The following is a 20,477-nucleotide window of genomic DNA, read 5'->3' on the forward strand; positions in this document are numbered from 1 at the left end:
CACCCGGCCCGCCGCTACGGCCGGCGGGCCGAAGTCACCCGGTAGACGTCGTAGACGCCCTCCACGCCGCGTACCGCCTTCAGGACGTGGCCGAGGTGCTTCGGGTCGCCCATCTCGAAGGTGAAGCGCGAGGTGGCCACCCGGTCCCGGGAGGTCTGCACGGCCGCCGACAGGATGTTGACGTGCTGGTCGGACAGGACGCGGGTGACGTCGGACAGCAGCCGCGACCGGTCCAGCGCCTCGACCTGGATGGCGACCAGGAAGACCGAGGACTGGGTCGGCGCCCACTCGACGTCCAGGATCCGCTCCGGCTGCTGCGACAGCGAGTCGACGTTGACGCAGTCGGCGCGGTGCACGGAGACCCCGCTGCCCCGGGTGACGAAGCCGATGATCGGGTCGCCGGGGACGGGGGTGCAGCAGCGGGCCAGCTTCACCCAGACGTCCTCGACGCCCTTGACGACCACGCCCGGGTCGGCGTTGGAACGGCGCTTGCCGCGGCTGCGCGAGGGCGGTGCGCTCTCGGCGATGTCCTCGTTGGCGGCGTCCTCGCCGCCGAGTGCCTGGACCAGCTTCTGCACGACCCCGGCGGCCGCCACGTGGCCCTCGCCGATCGCCGCGTACAGGGACGAGATGTCGGGGTAGCGCATCTCGTGGGCGAGGGTGACCAGGGAGTCGCCCGTCAGGATGCGCTGGATCGGCAGGTTCTGCTTGCGCATGGCCCGCGCGATGGCGTCCTTGCCCTGCTCGATCGCCTCGTCGCGGCGCTCCTTGGAGAACCAGGCCCGGATCTTGTTGCGGGCGCGGGGCGACTTGACGAAGCCCAGCCAGTCCCGGGAGGGCCCGGCACCGGAGGCCTTGGAGGTGAAGACCTCCACCAGGTCGCCGTTGTCCAGGGTCGATTCGAGCGGTACGAGCCGTCCGTTGACCCGGGCCCCTATGGTCCGGTGGCCGACCTCCGTGTGCACGGCGTACGCGAAGTCGACCGGTGTCGCGCCCGCGGGGAGCGCTATGACGTCTCCCTTGGGCGTGAAGACGAAGACCTCGTTGCGGGAGAGGTCGAAGCGCAGCGACTCCAGGAACTCGCTGGGGTCCTCGGTCTCCTTCTGCCAGTCCAGGAGCTGGCGCAGCCATGCCATGTCGTTGACGGTGTCCTGGCTGCGGCCGGTGTTCTTGGGGACGTCGGTGCGCACCTTGGAGGCACCGGCGACGGCCTCCTGCTTGTACTTCCAGTGCGCGGCGATGCCGTACTCGGCGCGGCGGTGCATGTCGAAGGTGCGGATCTGGAGCTCGACGGGCTTGCCGCTGGGACCGATCACCGTGGTGTGCAGCGACTGGTACATGTTGAACTTGGGCATCGCGATGTAGTCCTTGAACCGGCCGGGCACCGGGTTCCATCGCGCGTGGACGGTGCCGAGCGCCGCGTAGCAGTCGCGGACGGTGTCGACGAGGACGCGGATGCCCACCAGGTCGTAGATCTCGGCGAAGTCCCGGCCCCGCACGATCATCTTCTGGTAGACGCTGTAGTAGTGCTTCGGCCGTCCCGTGACGGTGGCCTTGATCCGGGCGGCCCGCAGGTCGGCCTGGACCTCGTCGGTCACTATGGCGAGGTACTCGTCGCGCTTGGGCGCCCGCTCGGCGACGAGCCGGACGATCTCGTCGTACATCTTGGGGTAGAGGATCGCGAAGGCGAGGTCCTCCAGCTCCCACTTGATGGTGTTCATGCCCAGCCGGTGCGCCAGCGGGGCGTAGATCTCCAGGGTCTCGCGGGCCTTCTTCTCCTGCTTCTCCCGCTTGAGGTAGCGCATGGTGCGCATGTTGTGCAGGCGGTCGGCGAGCTTGATGACCAGGACCCTGGGGTCCTTGGCCATCGCGACGACCATCTTGCGCACGGTCTCGGCCTGGGCGGCCTCGCCGAACTTGACCTTGTCCAGCTTGGTGACGCCGTCGACCAGCAGGGCGACCTGGTCGCCGAAGTCGCGGCGCAGGGTGTCCAGGCCGTACTCGGTGTCCTCGACCGTGTCGTGCAGCAGCCCCGCCATCAGCGTCGCCGGGTCCATGCCCAGCTCGGCGAGGATGGTGGTGACGGCGAGCGGGTGGGTGATGTACGGGTCGCCGCTCTTGCGCTTCTGACCGCGGTGCCAGCGCTCGGCGACCTGGTAGGCGCGCTCGATCTGGCGCAGCGTGGCGGTCTCGATCTTGGGGTCGTTGCCGCGGACGATGCGCAGCAGCGGTTCGAGCACCGGATTGTACGGGCTGGAGCGCTGCACGCCGAGGCGGGCGAGCCTGGCCCGTACCCGGTTGGAGGAGCCGCCGGAGCGGGTCGTGGGCGCGCTCGGCGGAACCGGTTTGGCCGCGGGCTTCGCCGGGGGCTTCGGGGCGGACGCGGCCGGGGGCGCCGGCGCGACCGGCTGCGCGGGGGACGCGGCCCCGGACGCCGACGCGCCCGCCCGGWCCGGGCCCGGWCCGGGCTCGGGAGCCGGGGGCTTCGGCTTGTCCGCGGGCTGCTTCTTCCCGGGCGTGACGGGGGCCGCCGCGGGCTTGTCGGGCTGCGGGGCGGCGACTGGCTGGGCCTCGTCTGGCAAGAGCGCTCCTCGTGCGGATCCGGGTACCCGGAAAGGCCATCGTATCGACCCTGTGGCCGGTCCTCCCCCGGGGACCGTGAGACCCACCACAACACGGGACGGCCCCCCGGTTGTTCCCGGGGGGCCGTCCCGTGCCGTACGAGGTGGCGCCGCGTGCGGTCCGACGCGGTTCAGACCGTGATCAGCACTTCCAGCGGAGCATTGCGCAGACCCCGCTCCAGCCGGGCGCGTCCGGCCAGGAAACCGAGCTCCATGAGGACCGCGACGCCCGCGACCTCGGCGCCGGCCCGGCGGATCAGCTCCAGCGAGGCCTCGGCGGTGCCGCCGGTCGCGAGGATGTCGTCGATGACCATGATGCGGTCGCCGGCGGACAGGTCCTCCGCGTGGATCTCGATCTCGGCGGTGCCGTACTCCAGCTCGTACGCCTGGCTGAGCGTGGCTCCGGGCAGCTTGCCCGCCTTGCGGACGGGAACGAAGCCGAGACCGGCCCGGACCGCGACCGGGGCGGCCAGGATGAAGCCGCGGGCCTCCAGGCCGACGACCTTCGTGGCGCCGTGCCGTACGCACAGCTCCGCGAGGGTGTCGGTGAGGGCCGTGAACGCCGTCGGGTCCGCGAGCAGCGGGGTGATGTCCTTGAACATCACGCCCGGCTTCGGGTAGTCCGGCACGTCGCGGATCCGGCTGAGCAGGAGCTCACGGGTGCTTTCGGTGGTGCTGGTCATTCTCAACGCTTCCCCGGGGTCCGGCCGTGGCCCCTGGGGGGCTGCTGGCGCTGGCCGACGACTGCGGCGGCGGGGGCGGTGTCCTGGACGAAGTCGTCCGACGGGTCGCCCTCGGCGGACTCGCCCTTGGCGGCGGCCGCCGCGCGCTTGGCGAGGATCCGCTTCTTCAGGGCCTTCATCTGCGGGTCGCGTTCCTTGAGGTCGGCGACGAGCGGCGTGGCGATGAAGATCGAGGAGTACGCACCGGCGGCGAGGCCGACGAAGAGCGACAGCGAGATGTCGTTCAGCATGCCGGCGCCGAGTACGCCGCCACCGATGAAGAGCAGGCCGGCGACCGGCAGCAGCGCCACGACGGTGGTGTTGATGGAACGCACCAGCGTGCCGTTGATGGACCGGTTGGCGATCTCGCTGTAGGTCCAGCGGGTCTGCTTGGTGATGCCGACCGTGCTCTCCTTGAGGCTGTCGAAGACCACGACGGTGTCGTACAGGGAGTAACCGAGGATCGTGAGCAGACCGATCACGGTGCCCGGGGTGACCTCGAAGCCGACCAGGGCGTAGATGCCGACCGTGATGGTGATGTCGTGGATCAGCGCGACCAGGGCCGCGATGGCCATGCGCCACTCGAAGGCGATGGCCAGGTAGATCACCACGAGAACCATGAAGATGCCGAGGCCGGTCCAGGCCTTGTTGGCGATCTGCTCACCCCAGCTGGGGCCGACCAGGTCGGCGGCGATCTTCTCCGCGGGGACGTCGAGGTCCTTGGAGAGCTGTTCCTTGATCTGGTCCGACTTGGCGGTGTCGACCTCGGTGATCTGGATGCGCAGGCCGCCGTTGCCGAGCTTCTGGACGATCGCCTGGTGGCCGGAGGCCTCCGTCGCCAGGTCCTCCGCCTCGGCGACGGTGGTGCTGGTCCTCGGGGTGGTGAAGACCGCGCCGCCCTTGAACTCGATGCCCATGTTGAGGCCGCTGACCACCAGGCCGACGATGGCCGTGATGGTGATCAGGATCGAGACGCCGTACCAGATCTTGCGCTTGCCGATGAAGTCGTAGCCGACCTCGCCGCGGTAGAGACGGGCGCCGATGGTGCCGAGTCGCGACATCTCACGCCTCCTTCGGGTCAGTGGGGGCGGTGACACGGCGCGAGCGGCGCAGCGGCGGCTTGGCGCCGAGCCGCTTCGGGTCCAGGCCGGACCACGGGTGACCGCTGGAGAAGAACTTCGTGCGGGCCATCAGCGTCATGAGGGGCTTGGTGAAGAAGAACACCACGACCACGTCGAGCAGCGTGGTGAGCCCCAGTGTGAAGGCGAAGCCCTGGACCTTGCCGACGGTGACGACGAAGAGCACCGCCGCGGCGAGGAACGAGACGAAGTCGGAGACCAGGATGGTGCGCCGGGCGCGCGGCCAGGCCCGTTCGACGGCCGGGCGGAGCGTGCGGCCCTCGCGGATCTCGTCCCGGATCCGTTCGAAGTACACGATGAAGGAGTCGGCGGTGATGCCGATGGCGACGATGGCGCCGCAGACCGCCGGCAGGTTCAGCGCGAAGCCGATGGCCGGGCCGAGCAGCGACATGAGCGTGTAGGTCAGGATGCCGGAGGTCAGCAGGCTCAGCAGGGCGATGAACGCGAGGCCGCGGTAGTAGACCACCAGGTAGATGACGACCAGGGCCAGCCCGATGGCACCGGCGATCAGACCGGCGCGGAGCTGCTCGCCGCCGAGCGCGGCGGTGACGGTGGTGACGCTCTGCTCGTTGAACGAGAGCGGGAGCGCACCGTAGGAGAGCACGTTGGCCAGGTCCTCGGCGGACTGCTGGGTGAAGCTGCCGGAGATCTCCGCGCTGCCACTGAGCGTCGTGCGGACGGAGGGCGCCGAGACGACCTCGCCGTCGAGCGCGATGGCGAACTGGTTCTGCGGCGGCTGCTGCTGGGAGAGCTTGCCGGTGATCTTCTGGAACTGCTTGGAGCCCTTGTCGGTGAACTCCATCTGGACGATCCACATGCCGCGCTGCTGGTCGAAGTTGGCCTTGGCGCTGTCGACCTCGGTGCCGGAGACCTCGGACGGGCCGAGGAGGTACTTCTCCGCACCGTCGGAGCTGCACGCGACCGCGCTGTCGGTGGGCTTGACGCCCCGCGCGGCCTTGGAACGGAGTTCCTTGCTGGAGCAGTCGAGCTCCGCGAACTGCTTCTGCAGCTTGGTCGCGGCGGCCTGCTCCGCGGCGGAGGGGGCGGACGCGGAGGACGACGGCGAGGCGTCGGCCTTCGGCTTGTCGCTCGCGCCCGGGCTCGGCGTGGAGTCGGCCTTGAGGGCTCCGGTGACCGCGCGGCCCTGGGTGGTGGCGGTCGCGCTCGGCGTCGTCGAGGACTTGCCCTTGTCCTTGTCCGTCGCGGTGGCACCCTCCGACGCCGAGGCGCTCGGGCTGGTGGACGGGGAGGGCTTGCCGGACGACGAGGCGCTGGGCTCCGGGGTGGGCGTGCCCTGGGCGACGGTCAGCACCGGCCGGAAGTAGAGTTTGGCGGTGGTACCGACCTGCTCACGGGCCTGGGCGGAGTTCGTGCCCTTGGGGATGTTGACGATGATGTTGCGATCGCCCTGGGTCTGGACCTCGGCCTCGGAGACACCGAGACCATTGACACGGCGCTCCATGATCTGGACCGCCGTGTCCATGTTGGTCTTGTTGACCGCCGATTCCTGGCCGGGCTCGCTCTTCGCCTCCAGCGTGATGGACGTGCCACCCGCCAGGTCGATGCCGAGCCGCGGAGTCGGCTGATCAGCCAGGAACATCCCGCCGGTGAGCGCGACCATGGCGATCAGGATCAGAGCCAGGGAACGCCCCGGCTTGCCCTGACCGCCGGACGCTCCCCGGCTCTTCTTCGGTGCTGCCACCTTCTCGTTTCTCCCTGTCCAACCGCCCCGCGCCGGGTACGCGCCCGAGCGGCCACGAAGTGTAGTGGGGACCCGCCCCCGCAGAAGATCGCACGGTCCGGGGAGTGCCGGGCGCCGATGCGCCCATGACACTCCCCGGGTCGTGAACTACTTCGCGTCGGCCTCGCCGTCGGTCTTGCCCTCGGACTTCTTGTCGGACTTGGCGTCCGTCGGCTCGGCGTCGTCGTCCCCGGTCTTCTTCTCCAGGTCGATCGCGGCGTCGTCCGAGGCGTCCTCGGTCAGCGAGGAGGCGTCGTCCGGGACGATCGCACCGTCGAGGGCGTCGTCGCCGTGGACGATGCGGTTGTACTCCTCGTCGTCGAGGACGGCGCCGACGGCGTTCTTGGCGTAGACGGCGTGCACGCCGGGCGCGACCTCGAGGAGCACGGTGTCGTCGTGAACCTCCTTGACGGTGGCGTACATCCCCCCGATCGTCCGGACGCCGGTGCCGGGCTGCATCTCGTTGCGCATCTGGACTGCGGCCGCCTGCTTCTTCTTGGCGGACCGCGTCATCAGGAACATGGCCCCGATGAGCACGATGAAGGGGAGGAGAGTCACGGGATTCACGGGACGAGTTTCCTTCGCACGACCGCGCTGGAGGGCGGCCTGTATCTACGGGGGTGGGCACACCGACCTGCTAAGGGCGGCATCGGCGGAGTCTAAGCGAGTCCGCATCGATGGAACAACGCCCGACGCCGTGCTGTGGTTCCTGCTTCGGTCAAGCTGTGACACTTCACGCCCCGAACAGGCCCTGTTGTCCCTTTCCGCCGTGCTGCGGGGGCACGAGACCGAGGTGCGCCCAGGCCGCGGGCGTCGCGATCCGTCCGCGCGGGGTCCTGGCCAGCAGTCCCTCCCGTACCAGGAAGGGCTCCGCGACCTCCTCGACCGTCTCGCGCTCCTCCCCCACCGCGACCGCGAGGGTGGACAGCCCGACGGGGCCGCCGCCGAAGAGTTTGAGCAGGGCTTCGAGCACCGCCCGGTCCAGCCGGTCGAGGCCCCGGGCGTCGACCTCGTACACCCCGAGGGCCGCGGCGGCGACCGGGCGGTCGATCCGTCCGTCGGCCTTGACCTGGGCGTAGTCACGGACGCGGCGCAGCAGCCGGTTGGCGATGCGGGGCGTGCCTCGGGAGCGGCCGGCGATCTCGGCGGCGCCGTCCGCGTCGGTCTCCACGTCGAGCAGGCGGGCGGAGCGGTGGATGACCCGTTCCAGTTCGACGGGGGTGTAGAACTCCATGTGACCGGTGAAGCCGAAGCGGTCGCGCAGCGGCGGCGGCAGCAGTCCGGCCCGGGTGGTCGCGCCGACCAGGGTGAACGGCGGAAGTTCCAGCGGGATGGCGGTGGCGCCGGGGCCCTTGCCGACGATGACGTCGACCCGGAAGTCCTCCATCGCCATGTAGAGCATCTCCTCCGCGGGGCGCGACATCCGGTGGATCTCGTCGAGGAAGAGGACCTCGCCCTCCTGGAGGGAGGAGAGGATCGCGGCGAGGTCGCCGGCGTGCTGGATGGCGGGGCCGGAGGTGATCCGGATCGGTGCGCCCATCTCGGCCGCGATGATCATGGAAAGGGTGGTCTTGCCGAGGCCGGGGGCGCCGGAGAGCAGGACGTGGTCGGCGGTGGCGCCGCGGGCCCTGGCCGCCTTGAGGACCAGGTCGAGCTGTTCGCGCACCTTCTCCTGGCCGACGAATTCGTCGAGGTCCTTCGGCCGCAGGGCCGCTTCGACCGCGGTGTCCTCGCCGTCCGCGTCGGCCCGGACGAGGCGCTCGTCGAGCCGCTCGTCGGTGTCGGGTCCGGTCTCGTCCCAGTTCATGTGGTCTGTCCCGCCTCGGATGGTTCGGTGCCGCGCGGTGCCCGGCCCGGCGTCGGGGGTGTCCCCGGGGTGTCGCGCTCCGTTCAGCGCGCGCGGTTGAGGGTCTGCAGCGCGGCGCGCAGCAACTGCGGCACGGGAGGCCGTCCGCCCTCGGCGAGGGCCGCCTCGGCCTGCGGGGTGACGGCGGCGACCGCCTCGTCGGCCTCGCGGGTGGCGTAGCCGAGGCCGATCAGGGCGGCCTGGAGCTGGTCGCTCCAGGAGGAGGTGACGGCGGTGCCGATGCCCTGCCGGCCGCTGTGGGATCCGACGGGTTCGCCGAGCCTGTCCTTCAGTTCGAGGAGGAGCTTCTGCGCGCCCTTCTTGCCGATGCCCGAGACGGCGGTGAGCGCCTTCTCGTCGCCGGTGGCGACCGCGGTGCGCAGGGCGTCGGGGCTGTGGGTGGCGAGCATGGCCTGGGCGAGCCGGGGGCCGACCCCGCTGGCGGTCTGGAGCAGCTCGAAGACCTGCCGCTCGTCGTCGTCGGCGAAGCCGTAGAGGGTGAGCGAGTCCTCCCGCACGACGAGGGAGGTGGCGAGCCTGGCCGCCGTGCCGATCCGGAGGCCGGCGAGGGTGTTCGGCGTGCACTGGACGGCCATGCCGATGCCGCCGACCTCGATCACGGCCGTGGTCGGGGCGAGTGCGGCCACGGGGCCGCTGACGAAGGCGATCATCGGGGGACCTTCCGGACGGGAACCGCGGGTGTACGGGGGGCGCGCCGGGCGGCGGCCGCGTGGGCCTGCTGGAGGCGGTTGACGGCGGGGGCGCGCCAGATGTGGCAGATGGCGAGCGCGAGGGCGTCGGCCGCGTCGGCCGGTTTCGGCGGGGCGTCGAGCCGCAGCAGCCGGGTGACCATCGCGCCGATCTGTGCCTTGTCGGCGCGGCCGCTGCCGGTCACGGCCGCCTTGACCTCGCTGGGGGTGTGCAGGGCGACCGGTATGCCGCGCCGGGACGCGCAGAGCATGGCGACGGCGCTGGCCTGGGCGGTGCCCATCACCGTACGCACGTTGTGCTGGCTGAAGACCCGCTCCACGGCGACGAACTCCGGCCGGTGCTCGTCGAGCCATTCCTCGATGCCGCGCTCGATGGCGACCAGCCGGTGGCCGAGCTCCGCGTCGGCGGGGGTGCGCACCACTCCGACTCCGAGCATCGTCAGGGGCCGGCCCGCGACGCCCTCGACGACGCCGACACCGCACCGGGTCAGCCCCGGGTCGACGCCGAGTACCCGCATGGGACGCCCCCTTCCGTGCCGATCGTTCAACTGTTCCCGCAGGCTATCCGCTGGCACTGACAATGCGACGGGCCGACGGGGTGTGTTCCCCGTCGGCCCGTCCGTGGAGGCCGTGCCGCTGAGTCGGGCTCAGGCCTCGACCTTCTCCATGACCTCGTCCGAGACGTCGAAGTTGGCGAAGACGTTCTGCACGTCGTCGCTGTCCTCCAGCGCGTCGATCAGCTTGAAGATCTTGCGCGCGCCCTCCTCGTCCAGCTCGACCTGCATGGTGGGCAGGAAGTTGGCGTCGGCGGAGTCGTAGTCGATACCGGCCTCCTGGAGCGCGGTGCGGACCGCGACCAGGTCGGTGGCCTCGCTGACGACCTCGTAGCTCTCACCGAGGTCGTTGACCTCCTCGGCGCCCGCGTCGAGCACGGCGCCCAGGACGTCGTCCTCGGTCAGCTCGCCCTTGGGGACGATCACGACGCCCTTGCGGTTGAAGAGGTACGAGACCGAGCCCGGGTCGGCCATCGAGCCGCCGTTGCGGGTCATCGCGACGCGCACGTCGGACGCGGCACGGTTGCGGTTGTCGGTGAGGCACTCGATGAGCACCGCGACGCCGTTCGGACCGTAACCCTCGTACATGATCGTCTGGTAGTCGACGCCGCCCGCTTCGAGACCGGCACCGCGCTTGACCGCGGAGTCGATGTTCTTGTTCGGTACGGAGCTCTTCTTCGCCTTCTGGATCGCGTCCACAAGGGTCGGGTTCCCATCGAGGTCCGCGCCACCGGTACGGGCGGCGACCTCGATGTTCTTGATCAGCTTCGCGAAGAGCTTGCCGCGCTTGGCGTCAATCACGGCCTTCTTGTGCTTCGTCGTAGCCCATTTAGAGTGGCCGGACACTGCCTTCTCCTTCGCGTCACCAAAAACGATTCGAACCCGAGGGATCCTACCGGGATCGAGTCAGCCGACTGCGCGCACCATGTCCACGAACAGCGCGTGAACACGGTGGTCCCCGGTCAATTCCGGATGGAATGACGTGGCCAGGGCGTTTCCCTGACGTACGGCGACGATGTGGCCGTCGTGCTCCGCCACCACCTCGGCGCGCGCGCCGACCGACTCCACCCAGGGGGCGCGGATGAAGACGCCCTCCACCGGGCCGCCCTCGACGCCGGCGACCTCGACGGCGGCCTCGAAGGACTCGTTCTGCCGCCCGAAGGCGTTGCGGCGCACGATCATGTCGATCCCGCCGATCGTCTCCTGACCCGCGCGCGGGTCGAGGATCTTGTCGGCGAGCAGGATCATTCCGGCGCAGGTCCCGTAGACGGGCATGCCGCCCCGCACCCGTTCGCGCAGGGGGTCCAGCAGGCCGAACAGGGTGGCCAGCTTGGACATCGTGGTGGATTCGCCGCCGGGCAGGACCAGGCCGTCGACCTCGGCGAGTTCCTCGGGCCGCCGGACCGGCCTGGCCAGGGCGTCCGCCGAGGCCAGGGCGATCAGGTGTTCCCGTACGTCGCCCTGGAGCGCCAGGACTCCGATCACAGGGGTGTCGCTCATCGGTGCTTACCAGCCGCGGTTGGCGTAGCGCTCGGTCTCGGGCAGGGTGTCGCAGTTGATGCCGACCATGGCCTCGCCCAGGTTCCGGGAGGCGTCCGCGATGATCTTCGGGTCGTCGTAGAAGGTGGTGGCCTTCACGATCGCGGCGGCGCGCTTGGCCGGGTCGCCGGACTTGAAGATGCCGGAGCCGACGAAGACGCCCTCGGCGCCGAGCTGGCGCATGAGCGCGGCGTCGGCCGGGGTGGCGACACCACCGGCGGAGAACAGCACCACGGGCAGCTTGCCGAGCTCGGCGACCTCCTTGACCAGCTCGTACGGGGCGCGGAGCTCCTTGGCGGCGGCGTACAGCTCGTTGTTGTCGTAGCCGCGCAGCCGGGCGATCTCGTTCTTGATCTGGCGCAGGTGGCGGACCGCCTCGACGACGTTCCCGGTGCCGGCCTCGCCCTTCGAGCGGATCATGGCCGCGCCCTCGGCGATGCGGCGCAGGGCCTCGCCCAGGTTGGTGGCGCCGCAGACGAACGGCGTGGTGAAGGCGAACTTGTCGCTGTGGTTGACCTCGTCGGCCGGGGTGAGGACCTCGGACTCGTCGATGTAGTCGACCCCCAGGGACTGCAGGACCTGGGCCTCGACGAAGTGACCGATGCGCGACTTGGCCATCACCGGGATGGAGACGGCCTCGATGATCTCCTCGATCATGTTCGGGTCGGACATCCGGGCCACGCCGCCGTCCTTGCGGATGTCGGCCGGAACCCGCTCCAGGGCCATGACGGCCACGGCGCCCGCGTCCTCGGCGATCTTGGCCTGCTCGGCGTTGACGACGTCCATGATCACGCCGCCCTTGAGCTGCTCGGCCATGCCGCGCTTGACGCGCGCGGTTCCGGTGGCCGGGGAGTCTGCGGACTGCGGGGTGGAGGGAAGCGTGGACATGGATCGACCTCACTCGGAGAAAAAGTTGCCGAAAAGCGCTGGTTGGCGCAGAGCTGAGCAAACTCTCCGGGAACAGTCCACGACAAGGGCCAATAAGAGGCCGGTGGATCGTTTTGCACGTGTACGGGCCGGGATGTGGCCCCGGTCACGCCCGAAAGGGCCGGTTGTGGCTCAGCCGACGGGGCGGTCCGCGAGGGCCACCGGCGGTTCGTCGTCCATCTCGAAGGCGAGCGGGAACGGGGCGTGGCCGGCCAGCCGGAACCACCGCACCTTGCGGTGGCGGCGCAGCGCGCGCGCCGCGCGCACCGCGTCGTTGTGGAACCGCCGGGCCATCGGTACGCGGCGCACGGCGGCGGCCAGTTCGAGCGCGGCCTCCTCGCCACCGGGGATCTCCTTCACCGCCTCCACCTGCGCCGCCTCGCCGAAGACCGCGCGCAGCGCGGTGCTCAGCTCGCTCTCGGCGACCTCGCGGTTCTCCTCCTCCGCCTGGCGGGCGGCGTGCGCGGCCTCGTACAGCACGATGGACGCGGCCGGGTCGAGGACACCGGACGTGGCCAGTTCCTGGGTGACCGATGCCCGGCGCAGGAGCTGCGCGTCGAGGGCGGCGCGGGCGGCGTCGATACGGGTGTGCAGCCGGTCCAGCCGTCCGGCGGTCCAGCTGAGGTACATGCCGATCGCGACGACCGCGACGGCGATCCAGATGAGGGTTTCGATCACGGGCGGCAAGGCTACCGCCGGTGCGCACACGGCGTGACGCCCACCGCCCTGCACCGGCCTCCGGAGGAGCCGCCGCACCGGGCCCCGGCAAGCCCCGGAGCCCCGCCCGGACAGCGCGGCACGGACGGATGCCCGGAGGCACACCGCGCGGGCCCGGAACGATTTGGACGGGAGCACGGCGGCAGGCCGGGCAGGCCCGTCCGGAAGACCCCCAGGGCCTCTCGTCCGGACCGTGCCGGCCCGGTCCGGACGAAAAACCTCAGTCCCGGGCCAGGCCGAGCCGGGCACGCAGTCCCGGGCGTTCGTCGGCCGCCACCGAGGCCGCGCCGTCCGTCACCGTCTCGTACACCGCGAGGATGTCCGCCCCCACCGTCGACCAGTCGAACCGCCGCACGTGGGCGGTTCCCCGTTCGCTCAGTTCCGCGCGGCGGCCCGGGTCGCCGAGCAGCCGGATCGCGGCTCCGGCCAGCGCGTCCGCGTCCTCGTTGGCGAAGAGTTCGCCCGCCGCGCCCTGGTCCAGGACCTGCGCGAACGCGTCCAGGTCGCTGGCGAGGACCGGGGCGCCTGCCGACATGGCCTCGACCAGGATGATCCCGAAGCTCTCGCCGCCCGTGTTGGGGGCGACGTACACGTCGACGCTGCGCAGCAGCTGGGCCTTGTCCTCGTCGCTCACCATGCCCAGGAACTCGACCCGCTCGCGCATCGCCGCCGGCAGCGAGGCGACGGCCTCCTCCTCGTCGCCCCGGCCCGCCACCAGGAGCCTGGCGTCCGGGCGCGCTCCGAGGATCGCGGGCAGGGCCCGCATCAGGACGGGCAGGCCCTTGCGGGGCTCGTCGATGCGTCCGATGAAGCCGATCGTTCCCCCCTGCCACTCGGTCCGGGGCTCGGCCGCGGCGAAGAAGTCGACGTCGACGCCGTTCGGGATGACGACCGCGTCGCCGCCCAGGTGCTCGACCAGGGTGCGGCGCGCGTACTCGCTCACCGCGATCCGCGCGCTGATCTTCTCCAGGGCCGGCTGCAGGATCGGGTACGCCGCGATCATGGCCCGGGAGCGCGGGTTGGAGGTGTGGAACGTGGCGACGATCGGCCCCTGCGCGGCCCAGCAGGCGAGCAGCCCGAGCGACGGCGAGGTCGGTTCGTGGATGTGGATCACGTCGAAGGTGCCGTCGTGCAGCCAGCGGCGGACCCGGGCGGCGGAGAGGAAACCGAAGTTCAGCCGGGCCACGGAGCCGTTGTACGGGACGGGTACGGCCCGGCCGGCCGACACCACGTACGGCGGCAGCGGGGTCTCGTCGTCCGCGGGCGCCAGCACCGACACCTGGTGTCCCAGCCGGATCAGGTGCTCGGCCAGGTCGCGGATGTGGAACTGCACGCCTCCGGGCACGTCCCAGGAGTACGGGCAGACGATGCCGATCTTCACGGCCGGTCCTCCCGGGGCTCCAGGTCGGCGAGCCAGAGCCGTTGCAGCATGTGCCAGTCCTCCGGGTGCTCGGTGATCCCGGTGGCGAAGGCGTCGGCCAGCGCCTGGGTCATCGCGGACGTCCGCTCCGTGCGGTCGCCCGTGGCGGGCACCTCGACCGGCGGGTGGACGCGTGCCTTCATCACGGGCGTGTCGTCGTAGCCGAGCGTCACCGGCAGCAGCAGCGCACCGGTCTGCTGGGCGAGCAGCGCCGGGCCCGCGGGCATGCGCGCGGTGTCGCCGAAGAAGGACACCTCGACCCCGGAGGCCGACAGGTCGCGGTCGGCCACCAGGCAGACCAGTCCGCCCGAGCGAAGCCGCCGGGCCAGGGTGCCGAAGGCGGCACCGCCGCTGTGCGGCAGGACCTCCATGCCGAGCCCCTCGCGGTAGGCGACGAACCGGTCGTACAGGGTCTCCGGCTTCAGCCGCTCGGCGACGGTGGTGAAGGGCACCTTGAGGTCGGTGGTGACCCAGGCGCCCGCCAGGTCCCAGTTCGCCAGGTGCGGCAGGGCGAGGACGACACCGCGACCGGCGTCCAGTCCGTCGGTCAGCCGGTGCGCGTCGGTCACCTCTATGGACGCCTTGATCCGCTCCGGGCTCCAGGTGGGCAGCCGGAACGACTCCATCCAGTAGCGCATGTACGAGCGCATGCCGGCCCGGGAGAGCTCGGCCAGCCGGGCCGGTGAGGCCCCGGGTACGACCCGTGCCAGGTTCGACTCCAGTCGCAGCACGCTCTTGCCGCGCCGCTTCCACGCCTGGTCGGCGATGGTCCGGAAGAGGGACCGGGCGACCGGCTCGGGAAGCTTCTTGACGGCGGTCCAGCCGAGTCCGTACAGCCCGTCCGTCAGCCGGTCGCGCAGGCCGGCCCGCCCGCCCCCCGGTGCGTCGCTCACTGGGCGGCCCCGCTGCCCCGCGCGGCGGCCGCCTCGGCGGCGTCGGCCTCGGCGGATTCGCGGCGCACGGTGACGACCCGCTGCACGAGCGTCACCAGGCTGCCCACGGCGACGATCCACAGCGCGATCGGCAGCAGCACCTGGATGCCGGGGACCCCGAACTTGTGCAGACCGGCGAACCCGGCCGCGACCAGCGAGACCACCAGCCGCTCGGCGCGCTCCACGAGCCCGTTGACGGCGACCGGCAGCCCGATCGACTCGCCGCGCGCCTTCGTGTACGAGACCACCTGGCCGCTGGCCAGGCAGAAGATCGCGACCGCGCAGAGCACGTTGTCGTCGCCCCGGCCCGCGTACCAGAGCGCGAAACCGCCGAAGATCGCCCCGTCGGCGACCCGGTCCAGCGTCGAGTCCAGGAAAGCGCCCCAGCGGCTGGAGATGCCGGCCTGGCGGGCCATGTTCCCGTCGACGAGGTCGGAGAAGACGAAGATCGTGATGACGATCGTGCCCCAGAAGAACTCCCCCATCGGGAAGAAGACCAGCGCACCCGCCACCACTCCGGCCGTACCGATCAGCGTGACCGCGTCAGGGCTCACGCCGAGACGGAGGAGCAGTGCGGCGAACGGTGTGAGGACACGCGTAAAAAATGCACGCGCGTACTTGTTCAGCATGGCCTTCCCGAGGGTCGGTGGGCCGAGCGGCCCCATCGGCCACCGGCTGGCCCATCGTAGTCACGCCCGCCCGGCTCCACCGTCCGGGCACCCGGGCGGCACCGGGGCGGGGGCGTTGTATGGACGCATCCCGGCCCGAGTGGAAAGCTCGAATTACCGCGGGTGTCGTCGTGGCCGCCGCGGCGGCTCCCCGTGCCCGTGACTTCTCTCCCCCACCCCGCGCCGGCCCTTCCGGCCGGCGCCACCATCCGGGAGGCACATCATGGGTGACAGGACACGCGCGCACACCGGGGCCGCCGGCGGGGCGACGACGGCCGACCGGCCCTCGTCCGTACGGAACGTGGTGCTCGTCGGCCACAGCGGTTCCGGGAAGACCACGCTCGTCGAGGCCCTGGCGCAGACCGCGGGGGCGGTCAACCGGGCCGGCCGGATCGAGGACGGCACCACCCTCTCCGACTACGACGAGATCGAGCACCGGCAGCAGCGTTCCGTGCAGCTCTCCCTGGTCCCCGTGGAGTGGGCCGGGTGCCGGGTCAACCTGCTGGACACACCCGGCTACGCCGATTTCGTCGGGGAGCTCAGGGCCGGTCTGCGGGCGGCGGACGCGGCCCTGTTCGTCGTCTCCGCGGCCCAGGAGGCGGACGCGGTGGCCGGTGCCACCCGCGCCGTGTGGGAGGAGTGCGCGGCCGTCGGCATGCCGCGCGCGATCGTCGTCACGCACCTCGACACGGCGCGCACCCCGTTCGACGAGATGGTCCGGGTCTGCGGCGAGGTGCTGGGCGGTGACGACCCCGACGCCGTGCTCCCGCTCCATCTGCCCGTCCACGGCCCCGAGGGACCCGACGGGCACGCGCCGCTCACCGGGCTGACCTGCCTGCTCACCCGGCAGGTCTTCGACTGCTCGTCGGGCGAGCGGCGGGAGAGGCCGCCCGACGACACCCAGCGGGCACCGCTCCGGGCGGCCCGCGACCGGCTCATCGAGGGGATCATCGCCGAGAGCGAGGACGAGACCCTGATGGACCGCTACCTGGGCGGGGCCGAGATCGACGTCGCGAGCCTCGTCGAGGACCTGGAGCGCGCCGTCGCCCGGGGCACCTTCCACCCCGTCCTCGCCGCCGCCCCCGCGGCCGAGGGCGCCCGGCAGGGCGTCGGCACCGTCGAGCTCCTGGACCTGGTCACCGGTGGCTTCCCGACCCCGTCGGAGCGCCCGGTGCCCGGCGTCACCCCCCTGCACGGGGCGTCGCGCCCGGTCCCGTCCTGCGATCCGGACGGGCCGCTGATCGCCGAAGTGGTCAAGACGTCCTCCGACCCGTACGTCGGCCGGGTCTCGCTCGTGCGCGTCTTCTCCGGCACCCTGCGCCCCGACGAGACCGTCCACGTGTTCGGCCGCGGCCTCACCGACCCCGCCCACGAGGCCCGCCCCTTCCACGAGGCCGAGGTGCGCGTCGGCGCGCTCTCCGCCCCCTTCGGCAAACAGCAGCGTCCGCTGACCTCGTGCGCCGCGGGGGACCTGGCCTGCGTCGCCAAGCTGGGCACCGCCGAGACCGGGGACACCCTCTCCGACCCGGACCTGCCCCTGCTGCTGGATCCCTGGACCACTCCCGACCCGCTGCTGCCGCTCGCCATCGAGGCGCACAGCAAGGCGGACGAGGACAAGCTCTCCCAGGGGCTCGCCCGGCTGGTGGCCGAGGACCCGACCATGCGCCTCGAACAGAACCAGGACACCCATCAGCTGGTGCTGTGGTGCCTGGGCGAGGCCCACCAGGACGTGGCACTGGACCGGCTGCGCAACCACTACGGCGTCCAGGTGGACGCCGTGCCGCACGAGGTGGCGCTGCGCGAGACGTTCGCCGCCCCGTCGACCGGGCGGGGCCGGCACGTGAAGCAGTCCGGCGGCCACGGCCAGTACGCCATCTGCGAGATCGACGTGGAACCGCTGCCCGCCGGGTCGGGCGTCGAGTTCGTCGACAAGGTGGTCGGCGGATCGGTGCCCCGGCAGTTCATCTCCTCCGTGGAGAAGGGCGTGCGCGCCCAGGCGGCCCGCGGGGTCGTGGCCGGGCATCCGCTCGTCGACGTGCGCGTCACGCTGCGGGACGGCAAGTCCCATTCGGTGGACTCCTCCGACGCCGCGTTCCAGACCGCGGGCGCGCTGGCCCTGCGCGAGGCCGCCGCGGACACCCGCATCCGGTTCCTGGAACCGGTCGACGAGGTCCGGGTGCTGGTCCCCGACGACTACGTCGGGCCGGTGATGAGTGATCTGTCCGGCCGCCGCGGCAGGGTGATCGGCACCGAGCAGTCCGGCTCCGGACGCACCCTCGTACGGGCCGAGGTGCCGGAGCTGGAGATCGACCGGTACGCCGTCGACCTGCGGTCCCTCTCCCATGGCGCCGGTCGCTTCGACCGGGCGTACGCCCGGCACGAAGCGATGCCCCCGCAGCTCGCGGAACGTCTCGGGAAACGGCGGGAGAACCGTCCGGACGACACCTGAGCAGGACTGTCGGCCGTCTTTGTCCACAGGCGCCAGCGGCGCACCGATCCGGACGATACGCTTTGGTCCCAGCTCAGAAGGTGTGCCGGACACGGCAGTTGGGAAACAGCCGCAGGAGCGGTTCTTGGCGGCGAGTGGGGGCGACAGTGGCCAACGACGGATTCGATTTCTCTCCTGGAGCGCAGATCCCGCTCCAGGGCTCGGGCGGTCAGGCGGTGGCGACGAACGCCCTCGCCTCCGCCGCGTACCGCGACAGCCCGGTGGAGAAGATCCTTGAAGCCAACAGCGAGTGGCACAAGTCCGAAGTGAAAGCGGGCCGTTCCAAGTTCATCAAGGCCGACTACTTCAAGCCGAATCTCGGTGAGGCGTTCTCCCGCGCCGTCCAGGAGCGGATGCTGGGCGGTGCCCGGGCGGCGCTCATCCAGTCCTTCGGGACCGATCCGCAGACCGTCGTCGAGCACTGTCTGTCCGCGTCCCGCCTGCGCAGGACCCGGGACGCCAAACTGACCGCCGTCACCGCCCTGTTCGGCTTCCTCTTCCTGCCCGGCATGCTCATGTGGATCATCGCGTTCCGGTTGCGCGACTGGCTGAGCGGCACCAAGGACAAGGCCCTCTCCGCCCTGGGCAACGCCCTGCTCCCGATCATCGGCATCGTGTCCCTGTTCTTCCTGGTCAAGCTGCCGCTCACCGGGTTCATGGCGATCTACGTACGGGCGATGATCGTCGCTCCCGTCATCGGCTGGTTCATCGCCAAGCGGATCGCCGAGTCCTCCGCCAAGGACATGCGGGCCCGTTGGGAGGGGCTCCTGTCCGGCGGCGGCGTCACCGCCAAGATCCCCGAGGCCGTGCCCAAGAACCCCAACGAGACCTCCCGCGAGGCACTGCGCCAGGGGCTGGAGAAGCTCTCCGCCGAGCAGCAGTCCAACTCGGTCTTCTACGCGGGTCCCAAGGGGATCCTCGGCATGGGCACCCGCTGGGGCAGCTGGCAGCTCGCCGAGGAGCTCGTCCCGAAGGAGCCCAACAAGGAGTTCCACCAGTTCCGCAGCTGGGACGTGATCCGGGCCATCCACGACCAGCTCAAGCTGCTGGAGCGCGGCCCGTTGAACACCGGGGGGTTCCCCACCCCGTCGGTCACCCACTGGATCGTGTCCCCCGTCGGGGAGAACGCCGGATCGGTCTCCCGTCCCGACGGCGAGGACGTCGCCACCTTCCAGGTCAAGCCGCACGAGATACAGCGGATCTGCAACCACCAGCAGTTCGGCGGCGGCGACCGGCACTACCTGGGGGTCCAGTTCACCCTCTGGGACGGCCAGTTGGTCATCACCATGATGATCACGGTCACGGTCCTCTACGAGACCCTGCGCATCGAGGTCACCGGACACGCGCTCGGCCCGGTCCACTCCCTGTTCACCAGCAAGCCCTCGGCCAAGACCAAGACGGTCAACAAGACCGTGCGGTTCTGGGAGACCCGCAGCATCACCCTCGCCCTGGTCGAGCCCGAGGAGGTCGTCCGCCTCGCCCTGCGCGCGCCCTTCACCTGGTATCCGCCGCTCCTGGACTACCTGGGCGGCAAGATCGCCCTGCCCGAGCCGTTCGGCCTGCGGCACGCCTGGGCGGAGAAGCCGTGGCGGCACCGCTTCATGGCGGACGACGCGATGCGCGCCGCGACCCCCGTGCTGCGTGCCGTGCACAGCGCCGCCCTGCGCGTCCTGGAGGAGAACGGCGTCGACACGGAGCGCTTCGACAGCCGCTCGATGGCGCTGAGCGGTCAGGTGCAGGACCCGTCCCCGCGCAAGGCCGACGTGTACGACGCGTAGGACCGTCCCGTGCGGATGCGCGGAGGCCGCCCCGGCCGGAAGGCGGGGGCGGCCTTCGCACGGGGCGACGGTCCGGTCAGTCGACCGGCCAGGCGTCGGCCAGCATCTTGCGCGTGTCGGCGAGCAGTTGCGGCAGCACCTTCGTGTGCCCGACGACCGGCATGAAGTTGGTGTCACCGCCCCAGCGCGGCACCAGGTGCTGGTGCAGATGGGCCGCGATGCCGGCCCCGGCCACCGTGCCCTGGTTCATGCCGATGTTGAAGCCGTGCGCGCCCGAGGCCGACCGCAGGGCCACCATCGCCCGCTTGGTGAAGTCGGCCAGCTCCATGGTCTCCGGGCCGTCCAGCTCCGTGTAGTCCGCGACGTGCCGGTACGGCACCACCATCAGATGGCCGCCGTTGTACGGATACAGGTTCAGCACGGCGTAGACGTTCCGGCCGCGCGCGATGACGAGCCCGTCCTCGTCCGATTTCGACGGGATGCCGCAGAACGGGCAGCCGTCGCCGGCCTCCGGACCGGTCGGCTTGTTCTCGCCCTGGATGTACGCCATCCGGTGGGGCGTCCACAGGCGCTGGAACGCGTCGGGCGTTCCCACTCCGATCTGCTGCTCCGGCTCACTCGTCATGGCGATCAGCATATTGCTTCACCCGCGCGGAGCGTGTCGCCGGGGCCGTA

At 71.1% G+C, this 20,477-nt stretch carries 18 protein-coding genes; 2 read left to right on the plus strand and 16 right to left on the minus strand.

Features of this window, described 5'->3' with window-relative positions:
• Positions 1–14: 14 nt before the first annotated feature.
• The 15 genes from EAO76_RS03975 to pgsA form a co-directional block, all read right to left on the minus strand.
• Positions 15–2,582 (minus strand): bifunctional (p)ppGpp synthetase/guanosine-3',5'-bis(diphosphate) 3'-pyrophosphohydrolase, encoded by a 2,568-nt coding sequence (locus tag EAO76_RS03975; RefSeq protein ID WP_148833380.1) that lies wholly within the window; start codon positions 2,580–2,582, stop codon positions 15–17.
• A 170-nt stretch (positions 2,583–2,752) separates the two neighbouring features.
• Positions 2,753–3,304: an adenine phosphoribosyltransferase gene (locus EAO76_RS03980; RefSeq protein WP_148833382.1), complete on the minus strand. Its 552-nt coding sequence runs from the start codon at positions 3,302–3,304 to the stop codon at positions 2,753–2,755.
• Positions 3,305–3,306: 2 nt separating this feature from the next.
• Positions 3,307–4,404, minus strand: coding sequence for a protein translocase subunit SecF (gene secF / locus EAO76_RS03985; RefSeq protein ID WP_148833385.1), 1,098 nt, complete (start codon positions 4,402–4,404; stop codon positions 3,307–3,309).
• 1 nt (position 4,405) lies between these two features.
• Complete coding sequence (gene secD / locus EAO76_RS03990; RefSeq protein WP_148833388.1) at positions 4,406–6,184, minus strand: protein translocase subunit SecD; 1,779 nt, start codon at positions 6,182–6,184, stop codon at positions 4,406–4,408.
• 147 nt (positions 6,185–6,331) lie between these two features.
• Entirely contained in the window at positions 6,332–6,790 is a 459-nt protein-coding gene (gene yajC, locus EAO76_RS03995; protein WP_148833390.1) for a preprotein translocase subunit YajC, read from the minus strand.
• A 166-nt stretch (positions 6,791–6,956) separates the two neighbouring features.
• Positions 6,957–8,030: a Holliday junction branch migration DNA helicase RuvB gene (ruvB, locus tag EAO76_RS04000; RefSeq protein ID WP_148833392.1), complete on the minus strand. Its 1,074-nt coding sequence runs from the start codon at positions 8,028–8,030 to the stop codon at positions 6,957–6,959.
• A gap of 83 nt (positions 8,031–8,113) precedes the next feature.
• A complete protein-coding gene (gene ruvA / locus EAO76_RS04005) occupies positions 8,114–8,740 on the minus strand; it encodes a Holliday junction branch migration protein RuvA (RefSeq protein ID WP_148833394.1) in 627 nt (208 codons plus the stop codon).
• Complete coding sequence (gene ruvC / locus EAO76_RS04010; protein WP_148833396.1) at positions 8,737–9,297, minus strand: crossover junction endodeoxyribonuclease RuvC; 561 nt, start codon at positions 9,295–9,297, stop codon at positions 8,737–8,739. Before ruvC ends, ruvA begins: the two co-directional genes overlap by 4 nt.
• Positions 9,298–9,426: 129 nt before the next feature.
• Entirely contained in the window at positions 9,427–10,179 is a 753-nt protein-coding gene (locus EAO76_RS04015; RefSeq protein WP_148833398.1) for a YebC/PmpR family DNA-binding transcriptional regulator, read from the minus strand.
• Between the two features lie 60 nt (positions 10,180–10,239).
• On the minus strand, positions 10,240–10,833 hold the full coding sequence (pdxT, locus tag EAO76_RS04020) for a pyridoxal 5'-phosphate synthase glutaminase subunit PdxT (RefSeq protein WP_148833400.1): 594 nt from the start codon (positions 10,831–10,833) through the stop codon (positions 10,240–10,242).
• Between the two features lie 6 nt (positions 10,834–10,839).
• Positions 10,840–11,760 carry a pyridoxal 5'-phosphate synthase lyase subunit PdxS gene (gene pdxS, locus EAO76_RS04025; RefSeq protein WP_148833401.1) on the minus strand — a complete coding sequence of 307 codons (921 nt, stop codon included), beginning with the start codon at positions 11,758–11,760 and terminating at the stop codon, positions 10,840–10,842.
• A gap of 171 nt (positions 11,761–11,931) precedes the next feature.
• Positions 11,932–12,429: a hypothetical protein gene (locus EAO76_RS04030; protein ID WP_148835561.1), complete on the minus strand. Its 498-nt coding sequence runs from the start codon at positions 12,427–12,429 to the stop codon at positions 11,932–11,934.
• 307 nt (positions 12,430–12,736) lie between these two features.
• Entirely contained in the window at positions 12,737–13,897 is a 1,161-nt protein-coding gene (locus EAO76_RS04035) for a glycosyltransferase family 4 protein (protein WP_148833404.1), read from the minus strand.
• Entirely contained in the window at positions 13,894–14,829 is a 936-nt protein-coding gene (locus EAO76_RS04040; protein ID WP_148833406.1) for a phosphatidylinositol mannoside acyltransferase, read from the minus strand. Before EAO76_RS04040 ends, EAO76_RS04035 begins: the two co-directional genes overlap by 4 nt.
• Entirely contained in the window at positions 14,826–15,497 is a 672-nt protein-coding gene (pgsA, locus tag EAO76_RS04045) for a phosphatidylinositol phosphate synthase (protein ID WP_148833408.1), read from the minus strand. The genes EAO76_RS04040 and pgsA overlap by 4 nt, the downstream gene beginning before the upstream one ends.
• Positions 15,498–15,759: 262 nt before the next feature.
• Between pgsA and EAO76_RS04050 the strand changes: the two genes are divergently transcribed.
• Together EAO76_RS04050 and EAO76_RS04055 are read left to right on the plus strand one after the other, a co-directional pair.
• Positions 15,760–17,985: an elongation factor G-like protein EF-G2 gene (locus EAO76_RS04050; RefSeq protein WP_148833410.1), complete on the plus strand. Its 2,226-nt coding sequence runs from the start codon at positions 15,760–15,762 to the stop codon at positions 17,983–17,985.
• Between the two features lie 146 nt (positions 17,986–18,131).
• A complete protein-coding gene (locus EAO76_RS04055; RefSeq protein ID WP_148833412.1) occupies positions 18,132–19,802 on the plus strand; it encodes a hypothetical protein in 1,671 nt (556 codons plus the stop codon).
• A 76-nt stretch (positions 19,803–19,878) separates the two neighbouring features.
• Here EAO76_RS04055 and EAO76_RS04060 read toward each other — a convergent pair whose 3' ends face one another.
• Positions 19,879–20,439: an HIT domain-containing protein gene (locus EAO76_RS04060; RefSeq protein ID WP_148833414.1), complete on the minus strand. Its 561-nt coding sequence runs from the start codon at positions 20,437–20,439 to the stop codon at positions 19,879–19,881.
• Positions 20,440–20,477 lie beyond the last annotated feature (38 nt).

It is taken from the genome of Streptomyces sp. sk2.1, assembly GCF_008120935.1.
Classification (GTDB): Bacteria; Actinomycetota; Actinomycetes; order Streptomycetales; family Streptomycetaceae; genus Streptomyces.